Source organism: bacterium (genome assembly GCA_035380285.1).
Lineage (GTDB): Bacteria > Auribacterota > Erginobacteria > Erginobacterales > DAOSXE01 > DAOSXE01.
Genome location: DAOSXE010000001.1, coordinates 178,472 through 204,404, shown reverse-complemented (window position 1 = coordinate 204,404; position 25,933 = coordinate 178,472). Strand labels below are relative to the sequence as shown.

Sequence of the window (25,933 nt, the reverse complement as noted above, 5' to 3'; positions counted from 1 at the left end):
GGTTATGCTAGCGTATCGAGTTAAACGACCGGGACGGCATCGACCAGGAGGAACGATTTTGAGTTTTTTCAACCGCAAGGAAAAAGAAGCCGAGGAACTCTTTCTCAAGCATTGCGACAAGGTGATGGAGGCGCTCAACCACCTCCATGACCTGGTGGCCGAGTATCTGAAATGCGACAAGGAGTTCAAGGCCGAATCGCTCAAAGTCCATCAGAGCGAAAACGAAGCGGATATCGTCAAACAGGAGATCGAATGCCTTCTCTATGAAGGGGCTTTTCTTCCCATCAACCGGGGGGATTATATTCTCCTGGCCGAATTCATAGACCGGATCGCCAATCAATGCGAGCAGGTGGCCAACCTGGTGGTCCTCACCCGGCTCGTCATCCCGGATTTTCTCAACGAAGATATCCTCGCGCTCCTGGAGAAAGGGAGGCTGGCGGTGGGTTCGTTCCGAAAAGCCATGGAAGCGGTCAACGGGGACGTGGAGGCGCTCAAGGCGACCATTCAGGAAGTTCTGGTCTTCGAAGGCGAAGGCGACCGCATCGAATGGGACACGATCAAAAAGATCTTCAAGTCCGACCTGGACCTGGCCCGCAAGCTTCACCTGCGCGAATTGATCATGGCGATCGGTGAGATCGCCGATCTGGCCGAAGACGCCTCAGAACGCCTGGGGATCATGCTGGTCAAGCGGCCCCTCTAGCGGCGGTGCCGTCGCCCCCGGGGCCGGCGCGGAGCGCTCGAGGTTCTCGATCCCTTCGCGAAGCAGCTGGTCGCCGGGACGAAGGAGCAGCGCCCGGTTCAGAAGTTCCAACGCTTCCTGTCTTCTGCCCGTCTCCAGGCGGACCCAGGCCAGCTGGCGCAGCGCCGAACCGGAAGCGGGATTGTTCTCTACCAGCTCCTCCAGCAGCCCACCGGCGGCATCGGGCCGCCCCATCTTCAGGTAAAGATCGGCCAGAGCCGCGGTCGCTTCCTCGTCGCCGCGCAGCTCCAGGACCCGGGACCGGCATTCCAGAGCCGTCTCGAAATCGCCGTGGGCCTCGGCGATCTCGGCCAGCCTCGCCAGGGGGGGGGCGTACCAGGGGTCGAGCTCGCTGGCGGCGACGAATTTGTTCCAAACCCCGGTCCAGGGAACGTTCCCCCGGGTCCGCCAGTAGCGGAAATAACTTTCGGCCATGTCGCAGGAGCGGCGCGAGGCCGGGGCCCAGCCCGCCGTCGCCAGCCAGACGATAAGAGCTACCGCGGTTCCCGTCAGGTTGCGGAGCTGAAGGCGGGTCGGCCGCAACGCGCCCCGGCGCCACAGCAGGAATCCCAGCCCCACCCCGATCCCGGCCACAAGGGGAAGCAGCGAGAGGAACGGGGGCAGCCCGATCCAGGTCCCGGCGTTGTCGGAGATCAGACCCCGGCCGAGCAGATAGAAGTTGAAATAGAAAAGAGGGTTGGAGACTTTCCATTCCGCCCGGGGCTCGGTCACGGTCATGGCCGCCATGAAGACGATGGAGACCACGATCAGCAGGGCAGCCGCCGGGCGCCAGGAAGGGCGCGTTCCCGCCACCAGGAGCGCCGCGAAGGGGAGCACGGCCACCAGGTGGCGGGCTCCCGCGCTTCCCACTCCGTCCCAGTAAGCGAAACCCGCGTTGAAAGCGACCTGCGCCAGGCAGAGGAGAACGCAGAACCCGGCCTCCAGGCGGGAGGCCGGGTCGCGCAGCAGAAACCAGGCCCCGGGGAACAGAAACACCAGAAACGGGTTCTGAAAGAAAACGCCCCGGTAGGAGCTGAAGGTAATGCCCCACAGCGCTTTCAGGTCCGGAATCCCCACCCCCCACAACCCGGCCGAATGGTCGTAGGTGACGTGGTAGCTGTAGCCGTTGACCCATGCCGAACCGAAACAGTGGTGGTTGTACCAGCCCAGCGCCGCCAGGGGCAACGCCAACCCGCAGAGCCAACCCGCCAACCCCCGCCAGGGGCGGCGGCCGGCCAGTGAGTAGGCGGAGAGGATAAGGACGGGAAGAGCCGCCGGATATTCGCAGAGAACCGCGGCACCGCCCAGCAGCCCCGCCGCCGGCGCGTCGAACCATGAGTCCCGGCGACGGTTCCGGACCAGCAGGAAAAAGGAGCTCAGCAGCAGGACCGCGGCGGGTTGATGCCCGTAAAAAACGGTGGAGAACGGCCACGCCAGCGTCCCCAGAGACCACCCGGCCGTGAGCAGAACCCGGAACCGTCCCCGGGCCCAGCCCAACAGACCCAACAAGCTGTAGAAGACGATTGCGCCCAGGGCGGAAGGAACGCCTACCGTCGACAGGGTGAGAAGGTACCGCATCCCCTTTTCCGCGGCGACGCCGGCGGCTTTGAAGAGCAGAAACGGAGCGACGGCGGCGGCGGAGAGGCCGGGGGCCTTGTCCGTGTAATAATGCCCCCCGAAATATATTTTATCGCCGGTGGCCTGGTGGTGGGAATCGATCCGAAACGATCCTTGTTCGCCCAGGGAGTAGACCAGCAGAAATCTGCTGGTGGCGTTCCAGGATTCTTCTCCCAGAAAATGAACGCAGTAGGAGACGGCCAGGAGGACGACGAGAAACAACAACGTCTTTTCCGGTTTCCGACCCCTCATGGTTGGTAAGTTTATGCCAGGGCCGGGGGGGCTACAACCGTTCAATTGACCGGGGCGGAAGCCCCAACGCCGGCGGCGGCCAGAACCGTCAAGCCGTCCCGGATACCCCGGAACCGGAACCCGAGAAAACCCGCGGCGCGCGAGCTGTCCAGGGAGGCGTCGCGGGGAGTGGGGGGAATGCCCGGCTTTTCCGACATCAGGCAGGGCCGGATCTTCCCGGGGTCCAAGCCGCAGATATCGGCCATGGCGTAACCGAACTCGGCCCGGTTGACCCGCTCCGGTCCTCCCAGATGGTAAATGCCGCCGGACGGGGGCCGTTCGACGATGCGGGCGACGGCCTCGGCGACGTCGTCGACCAGCGCCGGGGTCCGGTACTGGTCGAGAAAAAGATCCATCGTCCCCCCCCCGCGGAAAGACTCCAGCATCCACCCCGTGAAAGGCGCGTGACAGGGGCTGGGCATCCCGTACATGAGGGGAAGACGCACCACGATGTTGCCGGGATCGGCCGCCCTGACCGCCTCCTCGCCGTCGAGCTTGCTTTTCCCGTAGGGTCCGAGGGGCCGGGGAACGTCCTCCTCCCGGTAACGGCCGCGCTCGCCGTCGAAGACCCTATCGGTGGAAGTGAAAATCGTAACGGCCCCCGCGGCGCGGGCGGCCGTGGCCACGAACTCAGTGCCCTCGGCGTTGACCGCGCGGGCCAGGACGGGATCGGCGCTGCAGACCGCCGGAGATATCACCGCGGCGGCGTGAACCACGAACCGGGGCCGGAAATCCCCGATCACGGAGGCGACGGCTTGGCGGGCCCGGATGTCGAGAAGCCTGACGGGGAACGGCGCCTCGGCCGGGCGGCGGCGATAGACGGTGCCCAGCACCTCCCCCCCGCGGGCGGCCAGGAGTCGGGCAAGGTGCCATCCCAAAAAACCGGCGGAACCGGTCACGAGAACCCGCGGCGGCGCCGGCGGGTTCATTCCGCGAGGCTTCTGCCCGCGGTGAAGGCCCGGCGGTTGATCTCGCGGTGGCGGGGTTTGACCACGGCGTCGACGGCATCCAGCCAGACGGCGGAGGGAAGATCCAAACCGGTGGAGAGCGCTCCCAGAAGAACGACGTTGGCGGTCCTGATGTTCCCCAATTCCTCGGCTATCGCGGAGGCGTCGAAGTAGATCAAGCGGGGAAAACTCATCCGGTTGAGGGCTTCGGCTTCGGGCGGATAGACGCCGGCCCCCATCGAAACCGTGACCGGAACCATCGCCCTGCTGTTGACGACGGCCAACCCGTCCGGAGAGAGATAGCGGCGGTAGCGCAACCCTTCGATCCGCTCCAGGGATCCGAGTACCCGGGCCGTTCCTTCCTCGATCAGGGGGCTGAAGACCTCCCGGCCGTAACGGACCTGGGCTATGACCGATCCTCCCCGCTGGGCCATCCCGTGAACTTCGTTGGTCTTGACCAGGAACCCCGCGTTCAAGGCCGCCCGGGCCGCGATCTCGCTGGCCAGCAATATTCCCTGCCCGCCTACCCCGACCAAGACCACGCTGACCGTTTCTTCCCCGTTCATGCCGGGTTCTCCTCCGGGCCGATGGCTCCGAACGGGCAGACCTGGGGGCAGAGACCGCAGCCGTTGCAGAGGTGGCGGTTGATCTCGGGAGGGCCCCCGGTGTATTCGATCGCCGGACAGCCCAGTTTCAGGCAGCGCTTGCACTCCCGGCACAGGTGCTCCGATATCTTGAGCACCGGCCCCAGGGGAACGCGCTCCCGGAGGACGCAGGGACCGCGGGAGACGATAAGCGAAGGCTCGGGAGAGGCTATTTCCCTCTCCAATACCCGGACGGTCTCCTCCAGACGGTAGGGATCCACTTCGAACACCCGCTCGATCCCGCAGGCTTTGCCGATGCCGGCGATCGAGGCCGGGGGCGTCTCCTCCCCCATCAGGGTTCTGCCGGTCCCGGGGTTCTCCTGGTGGCCGGTCATGGCCGTGGTCCGGTTGTCGAGAACGATGATGGTGGCCGCGCCCCGGTTATAGGCGATATCCAGAAGACCGGTAATGCCGGAATGAAAGAACGTGGAATCCCCGACGATCCCTACCACCTTGCGGGGCTCTCCGGCCTTGTCCAGGCCGTGGGCCATGGAAACCCCCGCTCCCATGCAGAGGATGGTGTCCATCCGGTCGAGGGGCGGCAAAGCGCCCAGGGCGTAACACCCGATGTCCCCGGTAACCACGACGTCGAGCTTCCCCAGGGCGGCGAAAATGCCCCGGTGCGAGCATCCGGCGCAGAGAACGGGGGGACGCCCGGGAAGTTCGAACTGGGGGTTGCGGGGCGCCGACGGCGGGACCGGCCTCTTTTCCAAACGGCGGCGCGACTCCCGAAGTACGGTGGGGTTGAGTTCGCCGAATACCGGAACCACGTCCTTTCCCCGACAGGGGATTCCCAGGGAACGCACATGTTCCTCCAGAAACGGATCCAGTTCCTCGACGACCAGAATCCGATCCACCCGGGAAGCGAATCCGCGGATAAGTTCATCCGGAAAAGGATAGGGAAAACCGAGCTTGAGCACCGATGCTTCGGGCCAGACCTCGCGCACGAACTGGTAGGGAACCGAACCGGTGATGATGCCCAGGGAGGTGTCCCGGGTTTCGATCCGGTTGAGGGGGGAGGCCTGCGCCGCCCTGGCCAACTCCTCGAACCGGGCCTCGACTTCGACCCTCATGTTCCGGGCCCAGGCGGGAACGGGAACGAAACGGGGCGGGTCCTTGACGAAACCGATTCTCCGCGAAGGCTCCCGGCGAGGGCCGGGTTCGACCGGAGTGCGGGAATGGCTGAGACACGTGGTCGAGCGCAACAGCACGGGCGTGGAGAACTCCTCCGAAAGATCCAGGGCGGTCGCGACGTAATCCCTGGCTTCGGCGCTGTCCGAGGGCTCCAGCATGGGAATTTTGGCGAAGCGGGCGTAGTGGCGGGTATCCTGGCCGTTCTGGGAAGAGTACATTCCGGGATCGTCGGCCACGCAGACGACGAAACCACCGACCGCGCCTACATAGCTCATGGTCATCAGGGGATCGGCCGCGACGTTGAGGCCCACATGTTTCATGGCCGTCAGCGCCCGGGCGCCGGCCAGCGAAGCGGCGGCGGCTACTTCGAACGCCACCTTTTCATTGGGCGACCACTCGCAGTAGATATCCCTCTTGTACTCGGCCGCGTGCTCGAGGATCTCCGTGGAAGGGGTCCCCGGGTACGCGGTCGCCACCGTCACGCCGGCCTCCCAAGCCCCCCGGGCGAAGGCGGCGTTGCCGGAAAGAAGTTCGACGTCCACCCTTTTCTCCTCTTTGCGGTTCGAACTCCCGGACCCCGCCGGGAACCCGGGAGTATAGCAACCGTGTAAGGAAACGGCAAGCTCCGGGAACCGCCCTACCCCGGCAGGGCGATCACCAGCAGACCCACTCCCCAGCAGTACCAGGCGAACCAATGCAGCCGGCCCCGCCTGATCACGCGGAGGAGGAAACGGATGGCGATATATCCGGAAACTCCCGCGGCCAGCGCACCGGCCAGAAGCACCGGGAGGCCGGCCTCCCCCGGTTCGGCAGGCGAATAATCCTTGAGCTTGAACAAACCCGCTCCGAGAATGACGGGGACGGAGAGAAGGAAGGAGAAATCGGCGGCGTCCTCACGCTTGACGCCGGTAAAGATTCCGGCCGAAATCGTGCTTCCCGAACGCGATATTCCCGGGAGCAGGGCCAGAGCCTGGGCGAAACCGATCGCCAGCGACCGCCACCAGTTGAGGGGGCGGTTCTCGGCGGCGGCGTACCGGGTCGCGAACAGAACCGAACCCGTAATCAGAAGCATGCCCCCGACCAAGCGCCGGCTCCCGAACGCGGTCTCTACCGTGTCTCCGAACGCCGCGCCCGCCAGGGCCGCCGGCACCGTGGCCAGAAGCAAAAGCAGAAGCAGACGGGTGTCGGGGTTGGCGAAACGCACCCGGCCCCGATGAAGGCGGATACGACCACGGAACGCGGAGAGCAGCAGACGCCCGAGCAGCCGGCGGTAGACCAGAAGCACCGCGGCCAAGCTTCCGATGTGGACCACCACGTCGAAATTAAGGCTCCCGCACCCCAACCCCAGGAAACCGCAGCCCAGGACCAGGTGTCCGGAACTGGAGACCGGAAGGAATTCGGTTATCCCCTGCACGATTCCGAGGATGACGCCGTCCCAGACCGTCATGCCATCGCCTCCCGGATCCGGTCCCAACCCCGTTCGCGCCAGGATTCGGAGCGAGCTTCAAGCGTTACTTCCACCCGGTTCGCGCCGGAGACGGGGCGAAGATTGGCCCACCATTCGGGCAGGACCACGCTGACGCCGTCGAGGAAATAAACCTCCGCGTCCGGGAACCGGCCCCCCAGATCTTCCAGAACGGCGTCGGGGTCCGCAACTTCGATCGAAACCCGACCGGCGGAAGAGTACTTCCGCAAGGGCTCGACCAACTTTGAGATCGGGGCCTCCAGGGATCCGGCCAGGTTGAGGACCTTGATCAGGGCGATCAACGCGCTCTCCAGAAAATAATTTTCCCGAAAGAAATACCGTCCGTCGAGATCGCCGCCGAAAACGGCCCCGCGGCCGCGCATCAGGCGCTTGAGGCGCTCCGCATCCGCCGGGGCCTCGAGCGGGATTCCCCCTTCGCTTTCGACGGTTTCCCTGACCACCCGGCTGCTCCGGAGGTCGTAGACGACCGCCGAACCGGGCCAGCGTTCCAGGGCTTCCCGGGCCACCAGGGCGGTGATGTAATCGGCGGGGACGATCTCGCCCCGCTCGTCGACGAAAACGGCACGAACCCCGTCGGCGTTCAACGCCACCCCCAGGTCCGCTTTCGCTCCCCTGACCTCCTCGCCGAGGCTGCGGCACAACCGATCCCAGGCCACGGGGTCGGGAGCCGGTTCAAGCCGGCGCCCGATGATCTCGCAATCGAGGTCGGAGCAGAGCGCTCCCCAATACACGCCTCCCATCCCGTTTCCGGCGTCGACCACCATCCTCACCGGCCGGGCGCACTGGATGAAGCCCCGGAGATGTCCGAGATACCGCTCGGAGATGTCTCGCCCCAGAAAGCTCCCTCTTTCGGAGGCGGCCGACGGCTTCCCCGTCTCGACCCGTTCCTGAATCTCCTCCAGGCCCGTTTCCCGAACGAGCGGGATCGCCCCTTCCCGGCAGAGCTTGAATCCGTTGATGTCGGAAGGGGAACTCCCTCCCGTCACCTCCACTCCCCCGGAACAGCCGCCGGAAGCGACGGCGTAATAGAGGGCCGGAGTGGAACTCATGCCGATGTCGATGACATCGGCGCCCGCTTCCTGTATCCCCCGGTGGAGCGCGGCGGCCAGTTCGGCCGAACTTTTTCTGGCGTCGCGACCGACCGCGATTCCGCCCCCCCCCAGGTACGCGGCCAATGCGTTTCCCACCCGGAAAGCGACTTCCGGGTCGACCTCGTCGGGAACCCGGCCGCGGATATCGAACGCCCGAAAAATACTCACCTTTCAGTACCGGATCAAGGCCCGCACATCCAATCCGGGGAACTTGGCCCGACCTTTCAGAAATTCCAGTTCGATCAGCACCGCGATGCCGGCGATTTCTCCCCCGTGGGCCCGCACCAACTCAACCGCCGCATCCAGGGTGCCCCCCGTAGCCAACAGATCGTCCACGATCAAAACCCGCGTTCCCGGGCGGACGGCGTCCTCATGAATTTCCACCGTGGCGGTGCCGTATTCGAGATCGTAACTGACCCGGCGGGTTCGGAACGGAAGCTTCCCTTCCTTGCGGATGGGAACGAACCCCGCCCCCAGCTTATAGGCCATGGCCGCCCCGAAGATGAAGCCCCGGGCGTCGATACCGACGACCAGGTCGGGGGGCGCCGACCCGTAGGGGGAGGCCATCAGATCCACCGTTTCCCGAAAAAGGACGGGATCGGCCAGAACGGGGGTGATGTCCTTGAAAATTATCCCCGGCTCGGGAAAATCGGGAATATCCCGGACGGCTTCTTTGATCCGTTCTACGCTCATCTGTTCCTCCTTGCCGTTTGCGCCCGCCCGTTCAGGGAGACAGGTCCAACCCGTTTTCTTCGATGTATCTCCTCATCTTTTCCAAGGCGAAATTGATGATCTGCCTCACCCGTTCCCGGCTGATGCCGTGAAGAACGCCGATCGATTCCAAGGTGTGGACCTCCTCGTCCCCGATTCCGAAGCGGGCGGTGATGATCTCCCGTTCCCGCTCGTCGAGAATATCGAGAAGGGCCAGCGTGTCTTCCCGCAGAAGAATAAGCGCGAGTTCGTCCGCCGGATTGGACGCCTCCCGGTTTTCGATCAGATCGGAAAGTTCTCCTCCGTCATCGTCGATGGCCGCGTCCAGCGAGCTGGGAATACGGATGACCTCATTGAGATAATCGATTTCTTCCCCGGTCAACCCCAGTTCCTCCGCGATTTCTTCCCGGGTCGGGTGCCGTCCCAGGCGCTGGCTCAAGGCCTCGACCTGGCGGCGGAAAGCGTTGACCTTATCCATCATGTAAACCGGCACCCGGATCAATTTGCCTTGATTGGCGATGGCGCGCATGATCGCCTGCTTGATCCACCAAGCCACGTAGGTGCTGAGCTTGGTACCGCGCCGGGGGTCGTATTTTTCCACCCCCCGGATCAGCCCGCGGTTGCCCTCCTGGATCAGATCGAGAAGAGGCAGTCCCAGTTTTTCGTATTTACGGGCGATCTTGACAACCAGGCGCAGGTTGGAACGGATCAGAAGATTCCGGGCCCCGGCGTCTCCGCGGCGGCAGCGCCGAGCCAGCTTCAGTTCGTCGGCCCGGCTCAAAAGCGGAATCTCTCCGATTTCCCGCAGGTAGATCCCGATGGCCTGAGGGCGCTGGTCCCGTTCGGAAACGGATCCGCCTTTTCCGTTGTCACCGTTCATAGAAGCCCGGCGTACGGCGCGGTCACCCTCCCCTTTTCTCGGAGATAGCCGCCTGAGCGGCGGCCAACCGCGCGATGGGGACGCGGTAGGGGCTGCAGGAAACATAATCCAGGCCTACCCGCTCGCAGAAAGCTATGGAAGCGGGATCGCCGCCGTGCTCTCCGCAGATGCCGAGCTTCAGATCCGGCCGGCGACCGCGGCCGAGGTCCACCGCGATGGCCACCAATCGGCCCACCCCGTCGCTGTCGAGAACCTGGAAGGGATCGTAATCGAAGATCCCCAGTTTGACGTATTCGTTCAGAAACTTGCCGGCATCGTCCCGGGAAAAACCGCATCCCATCTGGGTAAGGTCGTTGGTCCCGAAAGAAAAGAACTCGGCTTCGGCCGCGATTTCGTCGGCGGTAACCGCGGCCCGGGGCACCTCGATCATGGTCCCGATCATGATCGACAGTTTCTTGCCCCTGGCCTTTTCCACTTCGGCGATGATCTTTTCGATGACCTCTTTCTGCAGGGCAAGTTCACGGACATTACCCACCAGGGGCACCATGATCTCCGGTTTCGACCCCTTGACCTTGACCGCCGCTTCGCAGATCGCCCGTACCTGCATTTCGGTCACTTCGGGGTAGGTGATCCCCAGACGGCAACCGCGGTGGCCGAGCATGGGATTGAACTCGTGAAGGCTGTCGACCAGCTTGCGGATCCGGGAGGGTTGCACGTCCATAACCCTCGCCATCTCCCGCTGGCCCGCTTCGTCCTGGGGAAGAAACTCGTGAAGAGGGGGGTCGAGGAGACGGACGGTGCAGGGACGTCCCTTGAGCGCCCGGAAAATTCCCTCGAAATCCTTCCTCTGCAGGGGCAGCAGTTCCCGCAGCGCCTCCCGGTACCGAGCGATGGCGGCAAGAGCCTCACGGTCGTTCTTCACCGCCTTTTTCAGGCCGGGCAGATCGGCCGCGCCGTATTCGTCCTTGAGGCGCTTGACCGTTTCCGCCACCAGGATCAGCTTTCTGAAACTGAGAATTCGGTCCCCTTCGAAGAACATGTGCTCGGTCCGGCAAAGGCCGATCCCGCCCGCCCCGAACTTCACCGCCACGGCGGCGTCATGGGGCGTATCGGCGTTGGCCCTGACCCCGAGCCGGCGGTATTTGTCCGCCAGTTCCATGATCTGCCCGAAGGGCCCGGTCAGCTGCGGGTCGACCGTTTCCACCTGGCCCAGGTAGACGGCGCCGGTGGACCCGTTCAGGGAAATCCATTCCCCTTCCTTGACCGTGGCTCCCCCCACGGAGAAGTTTTTTCGCGCGTAATCGACGGAGATCTCACCGGCGCCGGCCACGCAGCATTTGCCCATCCCTCTGGCGACGACGGCGGCATGAGAAGTCATTCCGCCTCTCGCGGTGAGAATCCCCCGGGCGGCGTTCATTCCCCCGATATCTTCGGGGCTGGTCTCCACCCGGCAGAGGATGACCGCTTTGCCGTCCGCCGCCCAAGCCTCGGCGTCGTCGGCGTTGAACACCACCATTCCGGTGGCGGCTCCGGGAGAAGCCGGAAGGCCGACGGTGAGTTTGCGCGCTTTCTCCTCGGCGCTCTTGACGAAGACGGGGTGCAGGAGCTGATCGAGAGATTTCGGCTCGACCCGACCGACCGCGGTTTTCTCGTCGATCAATCCCTCCTTGACCATGTCCACGGCTATCTTCACCGCCGCCGCCGCGGTTCGTTTCCCGCTGCGGGTCTGGAGCATGTAGAGTTTTCCGTCCTCGATCGTGAATTCGAGGTCCTGCATGTCCCGGTAATGCTTCTCCAACTTGACGCGGATGCCGTCGAGCTCCTTGAACACCCCGGGCATCGTTTCCTCCAGCGAGGGGAACCCGGTCTTCCTTTCCTTCTCCGGGATATTCTGGGACCGCGCCCATTCCCGCGACCCCTTGAGGGTGATCTGCTGAGGCGTTCTGATCCCGGCGACAACGTCCTCGCCCTGGGCGTTGATCAGGTACTCGCCGTAAAAATAGCGGTGCTCGCCGGTGGAGGGATCCCGGGTGAAGGCCACGCCGGTAGCGGAGTTTTCGCCGGAATTACCGAAAACCATGGTCTGGACGTTGACCGCCGTCCCCAGCAGACCCCGGATATCGTGGAGTTCGCGGTACTTCCGGGCCCGGGGGTTGTTCCAGGATCCGAAGACGGCGTCGATACCCGCCGTCAGCTGCTGCATGGGATCGGAAGGGAAAGCTTTGCCGGTATGGCTCCGGTAGATGCGCAGATAGGCATCGATAACTTTCTTCAGACCTTCGACGTCGAGTTCGGTATCGAGACGGACGCCGAGACCGCGCTTGACCTCTTCCAGGCGCTCCTCGAAATCGTGATGAGGGACCCCCATGACCACGTCGCCGAACATCTGGATGAACCGGCGGTAAGAGTCGAGGACGAACCTCTCGTTGCCCGTCTGCTCCACCAATGCCCGGCAGGTGGCGGGGTTGAGCCCGAGGTTGAGAACGGTGTCCATCATCCCCGGCATGGAGACGGCCGCGCCGGAACGCACCGAAACCAGGAGCGGCAAGGGCCCGGTCCCGAAGGTCTTGCCGGTCATCTTTTCCAGTTTTTTCAGGGCATTCCTTATCTGGGGGTCGACGGTCCTGAAGAGCCGGGCGCGGCCCAGGCGGTAGTACTCGTCGCAGGCTTCGGTAGTGATGGTAAATCCGGGGGGCACCGGCAGTCCCAAGCCGGCCATTTCGGCCAGGTTGGCGCCTTTGCCCCCCAGCAGGGATTTCATTCCCGCGGTGCCTTCGGCACTCCCTTCACCGAACATGTAGATGTACTTCTTCCCGGCCATGCTTCTCTCCTTCTTAGGTTTCCCGTCCGCCGGGCCACGCGCCGGAGGCGGGGCGGACACCGTCGATTATATTTTTCAGACCGTATACTCCCCTCTCTCGTAATTGAGGAGGGAGAGATCGGCCACTTTTCCGCAATACAGTCCATGGATCCGCAGCAACAGCCGCATCCGATTTTCCCGCAACCGCCGCTCCTCGACGTTGACCATGACGTCGCGGAAAAAATCGCTCAAAGGCCGGGAGAAGCATCGGGCGTAGGCTACGGTGGCGGCGGAGTACTTCCCGTTTTCGATCAGTCCCTCGATCTCCGGCGCTTTTTCGCCGTATACTTTGAAAAGGCGCCGCTCCGAGGCTTCGCGCAACAAATTCTCCGCGGGGGGGGCGGATGCCGCGGCGGGCGCCGAGCGGCTGATGTTTCCGGTCCGTTCCACGATGGTGGCGGCGGCCAGCAGTTCCCGCGATCCCAGCAGGCCGGTCAATTCCTCCAACCGGATCCGGGCATCGCCGACCCGTTTCCAGCCCGAGGCCAGCACGGCGCGGACCAGGTCGCCCGGGCTGCCCCCGCTCTCGAAATAGACGGCCAGGCGGGTGCGGAAAAAATCCATGAGTTCGGGGATGAGTTCCCGACGCCGCGCCGGATCCAGCCCCAGGATGCGGCAGGCCTTCTCCAGGGCACGGTGCAGATCCAGGTCGACTCCGGCCTCGGCCAGTATCCGGATGATCCCGAGCACCTGACGGCGCAAGCCGTACGGATCTTGGGAACCGGTGGTTCTGATCCCGGCCTGAAAAAAGGCGCAGACCGTGTCCAGCCGATCCACCAGGGCCAAGGCCCGGCCCACGGGGTCGGAGGGGAGTTCGTCGTCGGCCGTGCGCGGAAGGTATTGCTCGAAAATCGCCCGGGCGACCCGCTCGTCTTCGCCACCCCGGCGCGCGTATTCCCGCCCCATCACTCCCTGCAGGGAGGTGAATTCGATCACCATGGCCGTGGCCAGGTCGGCTTTGCTCAGGAACGCCGCCCGCACCAGCCGGCGGGTATCTTCGGGGCCGAGACCGAGATCGGCGCCCAAGTCCTTGGCCAGGAGCTGCAGCCGGTGAACCTTGTCCAGATAGCTGCCCGCCTCCTTGTGAAAGACCACTCCCTCCAGATCGGCGACTCGGTCCGGCAGGGGGCGCGAAAGATCTTCCTTCCAGAAAAACTCGGCGTCGGTCAGACGCGCCCGGATTACTTTTTCGTTGTTGAGCCTGATGGCCGAGGTCTTGCGAAACGGCCCGTTGGCCACGATCAAAAAGCGCTGAAGCAGACGGCCGGAACCGTCGAAGACCGGAAAATAGCGCTGATGTTTCTTCATCACCGTGACCGGTATCTCGGGGGGGAGCTCCAGAAAATTCTTTTCGAAACCGCCCTCTATGACCAGAGGGTACTCGACCAGATTGAGCACTTCATCGAGAAGGTCCGGGTCCAGGTCGGAGATCCGGGCATGGGCCCGGTAACGACGCTGCCGGATCAGGAGCGCATCCGCGAGTTTGCGGCGGCGCTCGGCCGGGTCGACGATCACCCGGCCCGCTTTCAGGAGCGAGCGGTAGGACCCGATATCGGCTCCGGGAACCGGGATCTCCTTCTCCCCGAAAAACCGGTGGCCCCGGGTCGTCCGGCCGGCGGTCAGTCCGGCGACCTCGAACTCAAGGGCTTCAGCGCCCCAGAGGCAAAGCAGCCAGCGGAGGGGCCGGGCGAAGCGGAAAGAGTCACCGGTGATCCAGCGCATCGATTTGGGGAAGGAAAGCCCCTGAATCGCCTCGGGGAGCCGCCGCTTCAGCTCCCGTCCCGTATCCAGGCTCTGTTCTATCTTCAAACATTCCCTGCCCTTGCGCAACCCCACGGTGAGTTCCTCGACGGCCGCCCCGCGGCTGCGGGCGAACCCAAGCGCGCTGCGGTTCCAGCTCCCGTCTTTCTCCCGGGATTTCTCGACGGGCGGACCCCAGAAAACCGCCGGGCGAACCGACGGAATATCCCCGGCATACAGCGTCAGGCGGCGCGGGGTTCCCAGCACCCTGATCTTCGCAGGGGAAGCGTACTCGGCGGCAAAAGCGGCCAGCTGCGACAAAGCGGGCGCGATATACGAGGCGGGCAGTTCCTCGACCCCGATCTCCAGAAGCAGGTTCGTGCGCAAGAGCGTATCAGTCCCCACCGGTCTTTTCTCCCACGTACAGTTCCGCGCAGGCTTTGGCCAGACTTCGTACCCGGGCTATATAATTGGCCCGCTCGCTGACGCTGATCGCGCCCCGGGAATCGAGAATATTGAACGTGTGCGAACATTTCAGGACCAGCTCGTACGCCGGGTAGACCAGGCAGGCCGCGATCATATCCCGTGCTTCTTTCTCGTACTCGAAGAAACGGCGCTGATATTCCGCCACCGGAGCCAGTTCGAAGTTGAAACGGGAAAATTCGAATTCGTAGCGGTGACGGACCTCCCGATAGCTCACTCCCGGAGTCCAGACCAAATCGAAAACGTTGTCCACTCCCTGCAGAAACATCGCGATCCTCTCCAACCCGTACGTGAGTTCGACCGGGACCGGGTCCAGTTCCAATCCGCCCATCTGCTGAAAATAGGTGAACTGGGTAATTTCCAGGCCGTCGCACCATATCTCCCACCCTAGGCCGGAGGCCCCCAGGGTCGGAGATTCCCAATCGTCCTCGACGAAGCGCAGATCGTGCTCGCGCGGATCGATCCCCAGATCGAAAAGGCTCTGAAGATAGATGTCCTGGATGTCGGCGGGAGCGGGCTTGAGGATGGCTTGGAATTGATGGTGCAGATAGAGCCGGTTGGGATTTTCCCCGTAACGGCCGTCGGCCGGACGCCGCGAAGGCTGGACGTAGCCGGTCTTCCAGGGCTCGGGTCCGAGCACTCCGAAAAACGTCCCCGGGGCGAAGGTTCCGGCTCCCACCTCGACGTCGCAAGGTTGAAGCAGGACACAGCCTCGGCCGCCCCAATAATCAGCTACTCTGCGAATGAGTTCTTGGAAATCCATCGCTCACCGTTTCAGGTTCGGCGCCCTGCCAGAACACCGTCGGCAAAGCGGCGAGATTCTATCTTCTTCTCGATCAGAGTGTCAATCAGAGAAGCCGTCACCGCCCCGATCTCCGCGACCTGGACGGGACCGACCCGTAAGCGCCTGAGCCGCTCGGGGCTCCCGCCGGAAACAAACCGCAGGATCGATACCGATCCGGGGGAAAGCCGGCAGGCATCGGAGACAGGGCGGCAGGAGGGGCAGAAGAAACCCCGATCGCGGCCGGAATAGAAAATCAGGCCGTCAAAACTCCGGCGGCAGGTGCTGCAGTGTTCCAGGGAGGGGAACACCCCCATCCGCTCCAGCAGGTTGACTTCGAACCAGAGCCGGACCGCCGCCGGGCGGAGGATGCCCGCGGTCCGGGCCTCCCCCAGAAGCCGGGAAAGCAGGAAACAGCCGGCGGCGGCGCTTTCCTTATCCACTCCCGATCGATCGGTCAATTCGGCCAGATAAAAAAAGAGAGCCGCCGTCTCCACCCCCAGGGTGGAGACGGAAAATCCCGAGACGGGCTGGAAGGAGACCAGCAGAGGGAGCCCCTCGAACTTTCCGGGCAGAAAAGCGAACCGTCCCGGAGAAAGGGTCTGCAGACGTCCGTGAAGATGACTCCCCGGGCGACGGGCGCCCCGGGCCACCAGAACCATCCTCATGCCCGATTCCGTAATCGCGTTGACCAGCAGGCTGGTTTCCCGCAGCGGGCGGACGCGGAGAATAATCCCTTCCGCGGTTTCAGGCGACGCCACAGCGAATCTCCGCCGCCAGAGCCCGCTTCAGCAGCAGCTTCTGGCGGGACTCCAAACGCCGGGCCTCGGAGGGAGGGTGGTCGGCGTAGCCCAGAAGGTGGAGGAGTCCGTGGATGAGGTACAACATGAACTCCCGCTCCGGCGTGGCCCCGAATTCGGACGCCCGCTCCTTGGCCATCTGGGTCGACACGATTATGTCCCCCAAAAGCCTGGGAACGGGCCCGGAGAGGTCCGGTTCCTGGGGAAAAGAAAGTACGTCGGTGGGGTAGTCGCGCCCCAGGAATTCCCGGTTGTAGCGGCGGATAGCGCGGTTGTTGACGAGCATGATCCCGACCTCCCCGGCCCCGACTCCTTCCGCTTCCAGAACCAGCCCCACCAAACGGGCGATTTCGGACCCATCGATCCGGAAGCGGCGTTGGCGGTTTCGGATCTCCGCCCGGGATCGATCAACGTTTCTCGGCACCGTCGTCTCCCTCCCCGCGGTCTTCCTCCGATTGATGGGGGTACTTGATCCGGGAATGGTATCGAGCGGAGAGATTGCGGGTCAGGGTGGCGGCGATCAGTTTCAGGTCGTTGAGCGTCAAGCCCGACTCGTCGAGCTGGCCGTCGGAAAAACGCTCCCGGATGAGGGTGTTGACGATGGTTTCCAATCTGGCGGGGGTGGGCCGGTCCACGGAGACGGAAGCGGCCTCCACGGCGTCGGCGAGCATGACGATCGCGGCCTCCGGAGTCCGGGGCCGGGGACCCGGGTAGCGGAAATCCTTCTCGAACACCTCGAATTTGAGTTGATCGGCCCGTTCCGCCCGATCAAAAAAATACGTCATCAGGCCGGTGCCGTGGTGTTCGCGGATGATATCGACGATGCGACGGTCGAGGCGGTGGCGCAAGGCCATGTCCACTCCGTCCTTGACGTGGGAGATCAAAATCAAACTGCTCATCGAGGGGATCAAGCCCTCGTGCCCCCCGCCTTCCCCCAGCGCGTTTTCGACGAAATATTCGGGTTTGGCCACCTTGCCGATATCGTGAAAATAGGCCCCGACCCGGGCCAGGAGCGGATTGGCTCCAATGGCTTCGGCGGCGGCCTCGGCCAACGTCGCCACCATCAGGCTGTGATGATGCGTCCCCGGAGCCTTGAGCATCATTCGGCGCAGGAGGGGGTGGTTCATGTCCGACAGTTCGAGCAGCCCGATATCGGAATACACCCGGAAAACCGATTCCACGATTCCCAGCAAGCCGGTCGCGACCAGGGCACAGGCGATCGCTCCCAGAGCGCCCCCGGCAACGGCTCGCAGAGCGACCGGGAGAACGGTTCCGTCGAGAAGGCAAACGGCGGCGACGGCGGCCATGACGGCTCCCGCCGATTTGATTCCGGCGCGGAAGATGTCCTTTCGATTTCGAGCTCCCCGGGTGGCGAAGGCGGCGGCGACTCCGCCGCTGATCTCCACTACCAGCACGCCGGCGTCGAATCCGGCCGTCAGCGCCGCGAAAAAACCGAGGGGGAGAGCGGCCAGGACCCCGACCCCCTCCCCGAGAAGCAGGCAGAGGATGATCGTGCCCAGGGGAGCGACGGGGACGTACGCCAGATAGTCGCTCAACCAGGGAGGCGCGTTCCAGATCCCGAAAACCAGCAAACGGGCAAGACCGAGCACGACCAGCCCGACGGCCGCCATCAGCCCCAGGCGGGAATTGCGTAGAAACGACGGGGCGAAGAACCGGCGGAGGGCCTTTCCGAAAGCCGTAATCCCGATCAGGCAGACCAGAGCCGTTCCCAGCAGCCAGGTTATTCGGGCGGCCGCGGGCAGACGTCGGAGCATCTCTTCCTGGTAGGCTCTGAATTTGATGATGTGGGCCGGAGAAACCAGTTCTCCCTTGGAGATCAGGACCTCCCCTTGGCGAACTTCGGTATAGACGCGCCCGATTCCGGAGCGGGCGTTCTCCCGCAGAAGCGAGGTCCTCCCCCGGTCGTATCGGAGCGTCGGTTGAACCATCCCGGCGCAGAAATCCGTCACGAAACCGACGTCGACCGGGGAAAGATCGGTTTTTTCCGTCAAACGCTCTCGGATCAGATCGGCGCATTCGGCGGGGACGAGAACGTCCGAAACCGCGCGCTCGGTCTCCTCGCCCCGATCGGAATCGACGATCAGAATACCGGCTTTCTCGGACCCCAGGAGGATGTCCCGGCCTTCCTCGGGCAAGACCCCCCTCCGGTACAGTTCCTGGAAGGCGATTTCGAGGACCGAGCGGGCCGGGCCCTCCCGCAGCAGTTCCCGAAGCCGGTCGGCGGCGGCGGCGGTCTCTTCGGAAAACGCCCCGAGGCGCTTCGTCTGTTCCGTCAAAACCTGGGGGGTGCGCAGGTACACGAAGGGCTGACGGCTGACGGCGACCCGGGCCAGCTGTTCGGCCCGGGCCGCGTCGGGATAACTGAAATCGACCGATGCCACGATTTCGCGGGGGGCGATCGTTCCCCGCCGAGGCATCTCGGCCACCCTCCCCCGCCAGGCGATCAGAACCACCGCCGCGAAGAAGAAAACCGCTCCGATCAGATAATGCAGCCATGCGGCTTCTTCCCAGGAGGAAGGAGTGCCTGTTCCCGCGCCGACCCGGCGCTTTTTGACGGCGCCGGGAACGGGGCGGGAAAAAATCGTTTTTATCGGTAACGCCATTTAGGCACGACCGTTGTTTCCCTCGTAGGCCCTGACTATCCGCTGGACCAAGGCATGTCTGACCACGTCTTCCTCCCCCAGTTCAACGAAGGAAATCCCCTCCACCCCCGCCAGAATGTCGCGGACCTGCATCAGCCCCGAAGGTTTATCGGGAGGCAGATCCGTCTGGGTGATGTCGCCGGTAATCACCATTTTCGAGTTATATCCCAGACGGGTCAGGAACATCTTCATCTGCTCGCCGGTTGAGTTCTGGGCCTCGTCCAGAATGATGAAGGCGTCGTTGAGGGTCCGTCCCCGCATGAAGGCGAGGGGGGCCACTTCAATGATGCCCTGCTCTTCGTAGCGGCTGATCCGATCCGCTTCGAGCAGGTCGTAGAGGGCGTCGTAGAGCGGCCTGAGATACGGGCTGATTTTATGTTCGATGTCGCCGGGAAGGAACCCGAGCCGCTCGCCGGCCTCGAGAGCGGGCCGCGTCAGGATAAGACGGCGGACGGCACCTTCCAGGAGCGCCGAAACCGCCATGGCCACGGCCAGATAGGTTTTGCCCGTGCCGGCGGGGCCGATGGAAAAAACGATTTCATGGGCTCCGATGGCCTTGACGTACTCCTCCTGGTGCACGGTCCGGGGACGCACATAGCCCCGCGAAGTCGCCACTCGGATCCTGGTTCGGGGAACGCTGCCCCCGTTCCCGGCCAATTCGATCAAACGCTCCAATTCCCCGGCCGGGAGAACGGCCCCATTGCCCGGAAGCGCTTCTCGGGCTTCCCGTATTATTCTATCGGCTTTGGCCACCGCGGAGGCGGGGCCCCACAACCGGATGAAATTATCCCGTACCACTACCTTGACGCCGCAGGCTTCTTCCAAAAGGGCGACGTTCGGGCTTCCCTGGGGGCAGATGGCGACAGCCTCGGACGGTTTTTCGAAATTGATGGTCAGCTTCTCCATGAACTACCGTCCCGGGAGGCGAACAGGCGCTTCCGGATCCCCTCCCCGACAGGCCGGGGCTTCGAAACCGAGAAAAGGCCCAGCGGACGCCGGCGCTTCAACCGTCCTTCCCTCGGACGGACCGCGCCCGCGTATTTTTTCCGAGGCCCGCGAAAGGCTCATTCATGGCCGGCCGCGGTCAATCTCGGGGGATAATAAAGACCTGGCCGGGGTAGATCAGATCCGGGTTCTTGATCCGATCGCGGTTGGCCTGGAAGATGATCGGCCACTGCAGGGGGTTGCCGTAAATTCTGGGATAACCGGCTATGATCCACAGACATTCCCCCTTGACTACGGTATGAGTATCGGCACGCTGGCGCTCGATCTCCAAGTCCACGCTCTCATACGGCAGTTCGGGGGGGAGCGGTTCTTCCACTTCGACCGTCAACGCTTCGGCATACCCGGCGGCAGCCGGCCCTTGGGGGATCGGTTTTCGGCCGGGGCCGCCGATGATGTAACCCTGGTTCCCCCATAATTCCCGGTCCGTCCAATACACGCGGCTCCAGCCGGGCCAATCGGGAACGACATCGGTAAGAAATTCGTCAAGATCGCCGCCGCGCCCCAGCGACTCCTCCTTGAAAAACAGGTCTTCGGAGAACTCGGGCGCCGTCTCTCCTTCCCCGCCCGATCCCGCCGCCGAAACCGTGCCGCTCGACACGGCGGCAACCGCACCCAGTATCGCGGTAACCATCCACTTCCGCATTCTGAAGCTCCTGTGCATCGTTTTGGATTTTATATAAAGGCTAATATAAGAATAAGTCGGTGTCAACCGCCGGCTTCGTCCCCGGTTTCGAGAGCGCGGCGGAGAAGGACGAAAACCTCGTCCAGGGATTGAGGCATGACCCGGGTCGAAGCCAGCACGGGCATGAAATTGGTATCGCCCTCCCACCGGGGAACCAAGTGCAGATGAAGATGATCGACGACTCCGGCGCCCGCGGCTTTGCCCAGATTGAAACCGATGTTGAAACCTTGCGGCCGCATCGCTTCGCCCAGGGCCTGCACCATCCGCCGCGCCGTTTCCAGAATCTCCGCGCTTTCCTCGGAGGTGAGTCCGGCGAAGTCACCGGTATGCCGGTACGGCGCGATCATGAGATGGCCGCTGTTGTAGGGATAACGGTTGAGCAGGCAGAAACTGACCTTTCCCCGCCAGAGGACATGGGCGCCCCGATCGTCGCCGGAAGCCGCCTTGGCGCAGAAAAAACACTCCCCGGTTCCATCTTCCCCGCCGACGTATTCGCTCCGCCACGGGGCCCAGATCCTCTCCATCGTCCATCCTCTTACGCTGGTCCCGCTTTGCCGCCCCGGGGCCGGTGGGCAAGTCCAACCTTCCCCGGGCGGGGAAGCGGATTCGATCAGCGGGTGAAGGGAATCGAACCCTCGTAGCCAGCTTGGGAAGCTGGAGCTCTGCCATTGAGCTACACCCGCGATATTAAAAATCGGTCAGCTTCTTGAATTCCGCGAACCGGGCTTCTATATCACCTTTGCCGACCTCGCACAAGCGAAATAAGCTGAATGCCTGCACATTGAAGGAGGCCATGATCGATCCGTACACCACGGCCCGACGGAGGCTGGCCGTCGTAAGGTCGCCCGCGGCCGCCAGGCTGCCCACGAACCCCCCGGCGAAACTGTCCCCGGCCCCGGTGGGATCCACCACTTTTTCCAGGGGGAGCCCGGGAAGAGCGAAGATGTCTTCTTCGGTCAGCAACAGAGCCCCGTGTTCGCCTTTTTTAACGACCACGCCGCGGGGTCCCAGCTCCAGGATCTTCCGCGCGGCGCGGGGGAGGTTGACCTCTCCGGTGAGCATACGGGCCTCGGCATCGTTCAGAATGAAGATATCGAGCCGCGACGCCATTTCCCGTACCCGGTCGAGCGTGTTTTCGAGCCAGAAGTTCATCGTATCCCCGACTACCAACCGGGGGGACGAGATCTGGTCGAGAACCTCGATCTGGAGGTCGGGGCCGATGTTGGCCAGGAAAACGTACTCGCTGTCTCGATATTCCTCGGGAAGACGGGGGTGGTAATTCTCGAAGACGTTGAGGTGGATGAAATCGGTGACGGCTTCATTCATGTCGTTCCGATAGGCCCCGCCCCACCGCAAAGTCCTCCCGGGGACGACTTCCAGGCCCGCCAGGTCCACTCCTCTGCTCTCCAATAACGAGCGGGACGAGGACGGAAAATCGTCCCCGACCACGCCCACCAGCTTGACCGGAGCGAAACGGCTGCAAGCTACGGAAAAATAGGTGGCCGATCCCCCCAAAACCTCCCGTTCGCGTCCGTACGGAGTTTCCACCGTATCCAAAGCCACCGACCCGACCACTAAAACACTCATTGAACCGCTCCTTCGCTTGCTTCCCGCCCCCGGCGTTCGGGAGCGGAACCCGCTTCAGTTTTTCATGTTCACCGGCTGCCCGGTGGCTTGAAGAACATCCAGCCAGAGCTGGCTTTCCAGATCGATCCGTTTCTTTTCCCGGACGGCCGCGGGGATGGGGATGTGAACGAATTCCTGGTGGAGGCGCCCCACGACGAAACCGGTCTTGCCGGCCATGGCTCCATGAACGGCGTACTGGGCCAGCAGGGTCGAAAACTTGCGGTCGTCGGGAATGGCCGGGGTGCTGCGGATGATATAGCTGGGATCGATGTATTTGATGGTGAAATCGGTGCCTCGGGCCTCCATGAACTTCGCGATCTCGTTCTTGAGCCGAACCCCGATATCGTGGTACCGGACGTTGCCGGAGGCGTCGGTCTCGCGGTCCCCCTCGGGGAAAAAGTTCTGGCCCGCGCCTTCGCCGATGACGACCAGGGCGTGGTGTTTCTCCTCGATCCTCCGGGCCAGGGCTTCGAGAAAACCCCGGGGGCCGGTAAGATCGAAATCCATTTCGGGAATCAGCACGAAGTTGACCACCGGATTGGCCAGGGCCGCGTTGGCGGCGATAAACCCAGAATCCCTTCCCATCAGCTTGACCACGGCGATCCCGTTGTAATGGGAGACCGCTTCGCTGTGTGCCGTTTCCAGGATCATGCTGGAGATGGAAAAGGCGGTTTCAAAACCGAAAGACCTGTCCATATACCCGATGTCGTTATCGATGGTCTTGGGGATGCCGGCCACAGCGATCGGCAGGCCGCGACGCGCAATTTCCCGGTAGATCTGCAGCGCCCCCTTCAAGGTTCCGTCTCCTCCCACGGCGAAGAGTATGTCGATGCCGCGGGAGACGAGAAAATCGACCATGGTCGCCGGGTCTTGACGGCCTCGGGAGGTTCCCAACACGGTTCCGCCCAGATGCCCGATATCTTCAACCGTTTCGGGGGTAAGTTCCACCGGTTGATGCCCGTATTCCGGAACCAACCCCTCGTAGCCGTATTTTATCCCCAGGATACTCCGGACTCCGTAGCGGAGACGGGCTTCCCGGCAGACTCCCCGGATAACGTTGTTGAGGCCGGGAGAAACCCCGCCGCAGGTGACGATGGCGGCCGTGGTGGCGGACGGGTCGAAAAAGAGTTCCGCCCGCGGTCCGGCCTTTTCCAGGGAGGGCGGATTTCCGCAATTGCGGCGGCATGTCTCCAGATCGACGTCGAGGATGATCCTCTCTTCGTCCCCGACGTAATTGACGATTTTATCCCCCCGGGTCGAGGAGAGCCCCAGAGGGGAGGGAAAGCGACAGGGGCCCAGCGAATCGATCAGAAGCATATCTTCCATACCTCGGTCCTTATCTCCCGTCGACGGCCTGCCGGCGCTTGATCTCGGCCAGGAGGCAGCGGGTCGATTTTCCCTCCACTTCCTCGGCCAGAACCACCCGGCCGCCCCAACTTTCGACCTCGTCGGCCCCGGCCAGTTGGGAACGGACGTAATCGCCTCCCTTCACCAGAACATCGGGATGGAGTGCCACGATCAATTCCCGGGGAGTATCCTCCGGGAAGATACAGACGTAATCCACCATCTCCAGCGCCGCCAGAATTTCGGCGCGCTCCATTTCGGGGACCAGGGGCCGCATGGCCCCCTTCAGGCGGCGAACCGATTCGTCGCTGTTGAGCCCGATGATGAGCATATCCCCCCAAGCGGCGGCGGCGCGCAGGTAGCGGATATGCCCGACGTGGAGAAGATCGAAACAACCGTTGGTAAAGACCACCTTCCCGCCCCGGGCCTGGACCTCCTCCGCCAGCTTCCTGAGCTCTCCGGGACCGAGAATTCTGGGATCGGGAACTGACATCGTTCAGGAGAAGGCGGCTTCGACCAGATCGCAGATGATGTGGTACACGAGTTGCTGGCTTTCCTGGATTCTGGCGGTGTCGGCGGCGGGAACGATGATTTCGACTCCAGCTTTCCCCGCCAGTGCGCCTCCGTCGCGGCCCAGAAGCGCGATGACCTTCAACCCCTTGGCTTCGGCGGCAGCGGCGGCGGCCGACAGGTTGGCCGAGTTCCCGCTGGTGGATATCAACAGAAGAACGTCTCCGGGAGAACCCAGCGCTTCGACCTGGCGCGAAAAAACGCGGTCGAAACTGTAGTCGTTGGAGAGCGAGGTCAGGATCGAGGTGTCGACGGTCAGAGCCACGGCGGGGAGTGCCCGACGCTCGCGCCGGAAACGGCCGATCAATTCGGCGGCGATATGTTGAGAATCGGCGGCGCTGCCGCCGTTGCCGCAGACCAGCACCTTTCCTCCCCCCCGCAACGAAGCGATGATGGCAGCAGCCGCTTCCTCGATCTCCGGAGCCAGATTTTTCAGGCTGCGGACGACCCCGAGCCCCTCTTCGATGGAACTGAGAATGGTTTCCCTCATCGGCCTTCCCTTACATAGGGCCGTGACCCGATTTCGGAGGGGACCGGAACCGGGCAGAAAGAATGGGACGAATAATGGGGAATGCCCACCGGTCCGCCGATCAGGTAGATGAACTCGTCGATGAACTCCTGGGTGGGGCCGTAAAGGCCGTTGATGTATTCGAGGGGAACGGAGCGGTCCTTGGCGGCGATATTCTCCAGATCGGTGAGGCCGGTCGAGGTCCGGCAATCGCCCCGCTGCAGGATCACCGACTTGAGGTTTTCCCCCGAGAGCAGCGCTTCCACCGCCGAAAACCCGACCATGTAGGCTTCGGACGCATCCTGCCGGGACATGACGTAACTTCGCTGAATATGCTGGGGCGCCAGGGCGGCTTCCTTGATCTCCCCCGAAACCGCCTCCACCCGCAGATTCCGCTTGATCAACTGGGCCAGAAAGATGGAAGGGACGAAGGAGCCGGCGCGACCGTGCTGAATATTGCCGTGCGCGTCCGTCACCACTTCCCGGGCGTGGATCTTGGCCAACGCCTCTCCGGTCGCCTTGTCGGTCAGATCTTCCTGGACCACGACCACGGCTTCTCCCAGCCGGGTTATGACCCGGCTCAGAGCGTCCAGAAATTCGTCGGGGTCGAAGAGGACCTCCTTGCTGAGAACGATATGGGGAGCATACTCGTCGACGATGTCCCCCTTGGGGTCCACCTTGGCAAAGGCGGTGGACTGAGCCAGCCAACCGGCCTTCCGGCCCATCACCTGGTAGATCACCACCGGAGCGGTGCTCAGGGATTTGATCACTTCGCCGGACCGGCGGAAATGCCCCCAGACCCGGTAGGAAGAAAAATCGTTATAGACGTTCTTCAGGGCGGTGGCGTTGTAGAGAGCCGCGGAACCGTAACCCGGACTGTGGTGCGTCACCGGCAGATCGTTGTCCACGGTCTTGATGGCGTGGACGGCGGCGACATCGGCCAGAGCGGTGAGCCCCAGGAGCTGGGCGGCGCTGTCGTTACCCCCGATATACACGACTCCGTCGATTCCCAGCGCCTCCAGGTTGCGCGCGATATGCCGGTACTGCTCCTCGTCGGGTTTGATCCTGGTCGTTCTCAACCCCGCTCCCGGCCCGTTGAAAGCGAAAGCCATGTGGTCGAGGTGCGTGAGGTCGACGATATTCCCCTCGATATCGGCGTTGAGAAGACCTTCCAGACCGTTGATCATGCCGTAAATTTCCACCCCGGCTTTCTGGGCGGCGTCCATCACCCCCGAGATTTCCCAATCGATTACCGGCGTCGGTCCTCCCGATTCCCCGACGATGATTCTCTTGATCATGAAAGCTCCTCCTTGATATTCACGCGTTTCCCC

The 25,933-nt window shown here is 63.3% G+C and carries 22 protein-coding genes, 1 tRNA gene and 1 pseudogene; 1 reads left to right on the top strand and 23 read right to left on the bottom strand.

Annotation, left to right across the window (positions count from 1 at the left end; translation table 11 throughout):
* The first annotated feature begins 58 nt into the window (after positions 1–58).
* Positions 59–700, top strand: coding sequence for a TIGR00153 family protein (locus tag PLZ73_00935; GenBank protein ID HOO76436.1), 642 nt, complete (start codon positions 59–61; stop codon positions 698–700).
* On the opposite strand, the gene PLZ73_00930 is transcribed toward PLZ73_00935, so the two are convergent.
* From PLZ73_00930 to PLZ73_00820, 23 genes and pseudogenes are all read right to left on the bottom strand, one after another.
* Entirely contained in the window at positions 659–2,581 is a 1,923-nt protein-coding gene (locus tag PLZ73_00930) for a tetratricopeptide repeat protein (GenBank protein HOO76435.1), read from the bottom strand. The genes PLZ73_00935 and PLZ73_00930 overlap by 42 nt on opposite strands.
* A 68-nt stretch (positions 2,582–2,649) precedes the next feature.
* Positions 2,650–3,576: an SDR family oxidoreductase gene (locus PLZ73_00925; protein ID HOO76434.1), complete on the bottom strand. Its 927-nt coding sequence runs from the start codon at positions 3,574–3,576 to the stop codon at positions 2,650–2,652.
* Positions 3,573–4,160 carry an indolepyruvate oxidoreductase subunit beta gene (locus PLZ73_00920; protein HOO76433.1) on the bottom strand — a complete coding sequence of 196 codons (588 nt, stop codon included), beginning with the start codon at positions 4,158–4,160 and terminating at the stop codon, positions 3,573–3,575. The genes PLZ73_00925 and PLZ73_00920 overlap by 4 nt, the downstream gene beginning before the upstream one ends.
* On the bottom strand, positions 4,157–5,914 hold the full coding sequence (gene iorA, locus PLZ73_00915; protein ID HOO76432.1) for an indolepyruvate ferredoxin oxidoreductase subunit alpha: 1,758 nt from the start codon (positions 5,912–5,914) through the stop codon (positions 4,157–4,159). Before iorA ends, PLZ73_00920 begins: the two co-directional genes overlap by 4 nt.
* Before the next feature lie 95 nt (positions 5,915–6,009).
* The gene (locus tag PLZ73_00910; GenBank protein ID HOO76431.1) at positions 6,010–6,819 is read right to left on the bottom strand and encodes an undecaprenyl-diphosphate phosphatase; all 810 of its coding nucleotides are present in this window, start codon (positions 6,817–6,819) and stop codon (positions 6,010–6,012) included.
* A complete protein-coding gene (locus tag PLZ73_00905) occupies positions 6,816–8,117 on the bottom strand; it encodes a phosphomannomutase/phosphoglucomutase (GenBank protein ID HOO76430.1) in 1,302 nt (433 codons plus the stop codon). Before PLZ73_00905 ends, PLZ73_00910 begins: the two co-directional genes overlap by 4 nt.
* A gap of 3 nt (positions 8,118–8,120) precedes the next feature.
* Entirely contained in the window at positions 8,121–8,642 is a 522-nt protein-coding gene (locus tag PLZ73_00900) for an adenine phosphoribosyltransferase (GenBank protein ID HOO76429.1), read from the bottom strand.
* A 31-nt stretch (positions 8,643–8,673) separates the two neighbouring features.
* A complete protein-coding gene (locus PLZ73_00895) occupies positions 8,674–9,540 on the bottom strand; it encodes an RNA polymerase sigma factor RpoD/SigA (GenBank protein ID HOO76428.1) in 867 nt (288 codons plus the stop codon).
* A 22-nt stretch (positions 9,541–9,562) separates the two neighbouring features.
* Positions 9,563–12,361, bottom strand: a complete 2,799-nt coding sequence (ppdK, locus tag PLZ73_00890) for a pyruvate, phosphate dikinase (protein HOO76427.1) — start codon at positions 12,359–12,361, stop codon at positions 9,563–9,565.
* 75 nt (positions 12,362–12,436) lie between these two features.
* A complete protein-coding gene (glyS, locus tag PLZ73_00885; protein HOO76426.1) occupies positions 12,437–14,545 on the bottom strand; it encodes a glycine--tRNA ligase subunit beta in 2,109 nt (702 codons plus the stop codon).
* A complete protein-coding gene (locus tag PLZ73_00880) occupies positions 14,535–15,386 on the bottom strand; it encodes a glycine--tRNA ligase subunit alpha (GenBank protein HOO76425.1) in 852 nt (283 codons plus the stop codon). Before PLZ73_00880 ends, glyS begins: the two co-directional genes overlap by 11 nt.
* A gap of 11 nt (positions 15,387–15,397) precedes the next feature.
* Entirely contained in the window at positions 15,398–16,165 is a 768-nt protein-coding gene (recO, locus tag PLZ73_00875) for a DNA repair protein RecO (protein HOO76424.1), read from the bottom strand.
* Positions 16,152–16,628: an rRNA maturation RNase YbeY gene (gene ybeY, locus PLZ73_00870; GenBank protein ID HOO76423.1), complete on the bottom strand. Its 477-nt coding sequence runs from the start codon at positions 16,626–16,628 to the stop codon at positions 16,152–16,154. The genes recO and ybeY overlap by 14 nt, the downstream gene beginning before the upstream one ends.
* Complete coding sequence (locus PLZ73_00865) at positions 16,612–18,828, bottom strand: HDIG domain-containing protein (GenBank protein HOO76422.1); 2,217 nt, start codon at positions 18,826–18,828, stop codon at positions 16,612–16,614. The genes ybeY and PLZ73_00865 overlap by 17 nt, the downstream gene beginning before the upstream one ends.
* On the bottom strand, positions 18,829–19,773 hold the full coding sequence (locus tag PLZ73_00860; protein HOO76421.1) for a PhoH family protein: 945 nt from the start codon (positions 19,771–19,773) through the stop codon (positions 18,829–18,831).
* 184 nt (positions 19,774–19,957) lie between these two features.
* A pseudogene (locus tag PLZ73_00855) lies at positions 19,958–20,116 on the bottom strand (LysM peptidoglycan-binding domain-containing protein).
* A 461-nt stretch (positions 20,117–20,577) separates the two neighbouring features.
* Positions 20,578–21,078, bottom strand: coding sequence for an HIT domain-containing protein (locus PLZ73_00850; protein ID HOO76420.1), 501 nt, complete (start codon positions 21,076–21,078; stop codon positions 20,578–20,580).
* Between the two features lie 88 nt (positions 21,079–21,166).
* Positions 21,167–21,237 (bottom strand) — tRNA-Gly (locus PLZ73_00845).
* A 4-nt stretch (positions 21,238–21,241) separates the two neighbouring features.
* Positions 21,242–22,141, bottom strand: a complete 900-nt coding sequence (locus tag PLZ73_00840) for a PfkB family carbohydrate kinase (GenBank protein ID HOO76419.1) — start codon at positions 22,139–22,141, stop codon at positions 21,242–21,244.
* Between the two features lie 54 nt (positions 22,142–22,195).
* A complete protein-coding gene (locus tag PLZ73_00835) occupies positions 22,196–23,506 on the bottom strand; it encodes an ATP-dependent 6-phosphofructokinase (GenBank protein ID HOO76418.1) in 1,311 nt (436 codons plus the stop codon).
* Between the two features lie 10 nt (positions 23,507–23,516).
* Entirely contained in the window at positions 23,517–24,017 is a 501-nt protein-coding gene (gene rfaE2 / locus PLZ73_00830) for a D-glycero-beta-D-manno-heptose 1-phosphate adenylyltransferase (GenBank protein HOO76417.1), read from the bottom strand.
* 3 nt (positions 24,018–24,020) lie between these two features.
* Positions 24,021–24,584, bottom strand: coding sequence for an SIS domain-containing protein (locus tag PLZ73_00825; protein ID HOO76416.1), 564 nt, complete (start codon positions 24,582–24,584; stop codon positions 24,021–24,023).
* Positions 24,581–25,900 carry a 6-phosphofructokinase gene (locus PLZ73_00820; GenBank protein ID HOO76415.1) on the bottom strand — a complete coding sequence of 440 codons (1,320 nt, stop codon included), beginning with the start codon at positions 25,898–25,900 and terminating at the stop codon, positions 24,581–24,583. Before PLZ73_00820 ends, PLZ73_00825 begins: the two co-directional genes overlap by 4 nt.
* Positions 25,901–25,933: the final 33 nt, after the last annotated feature.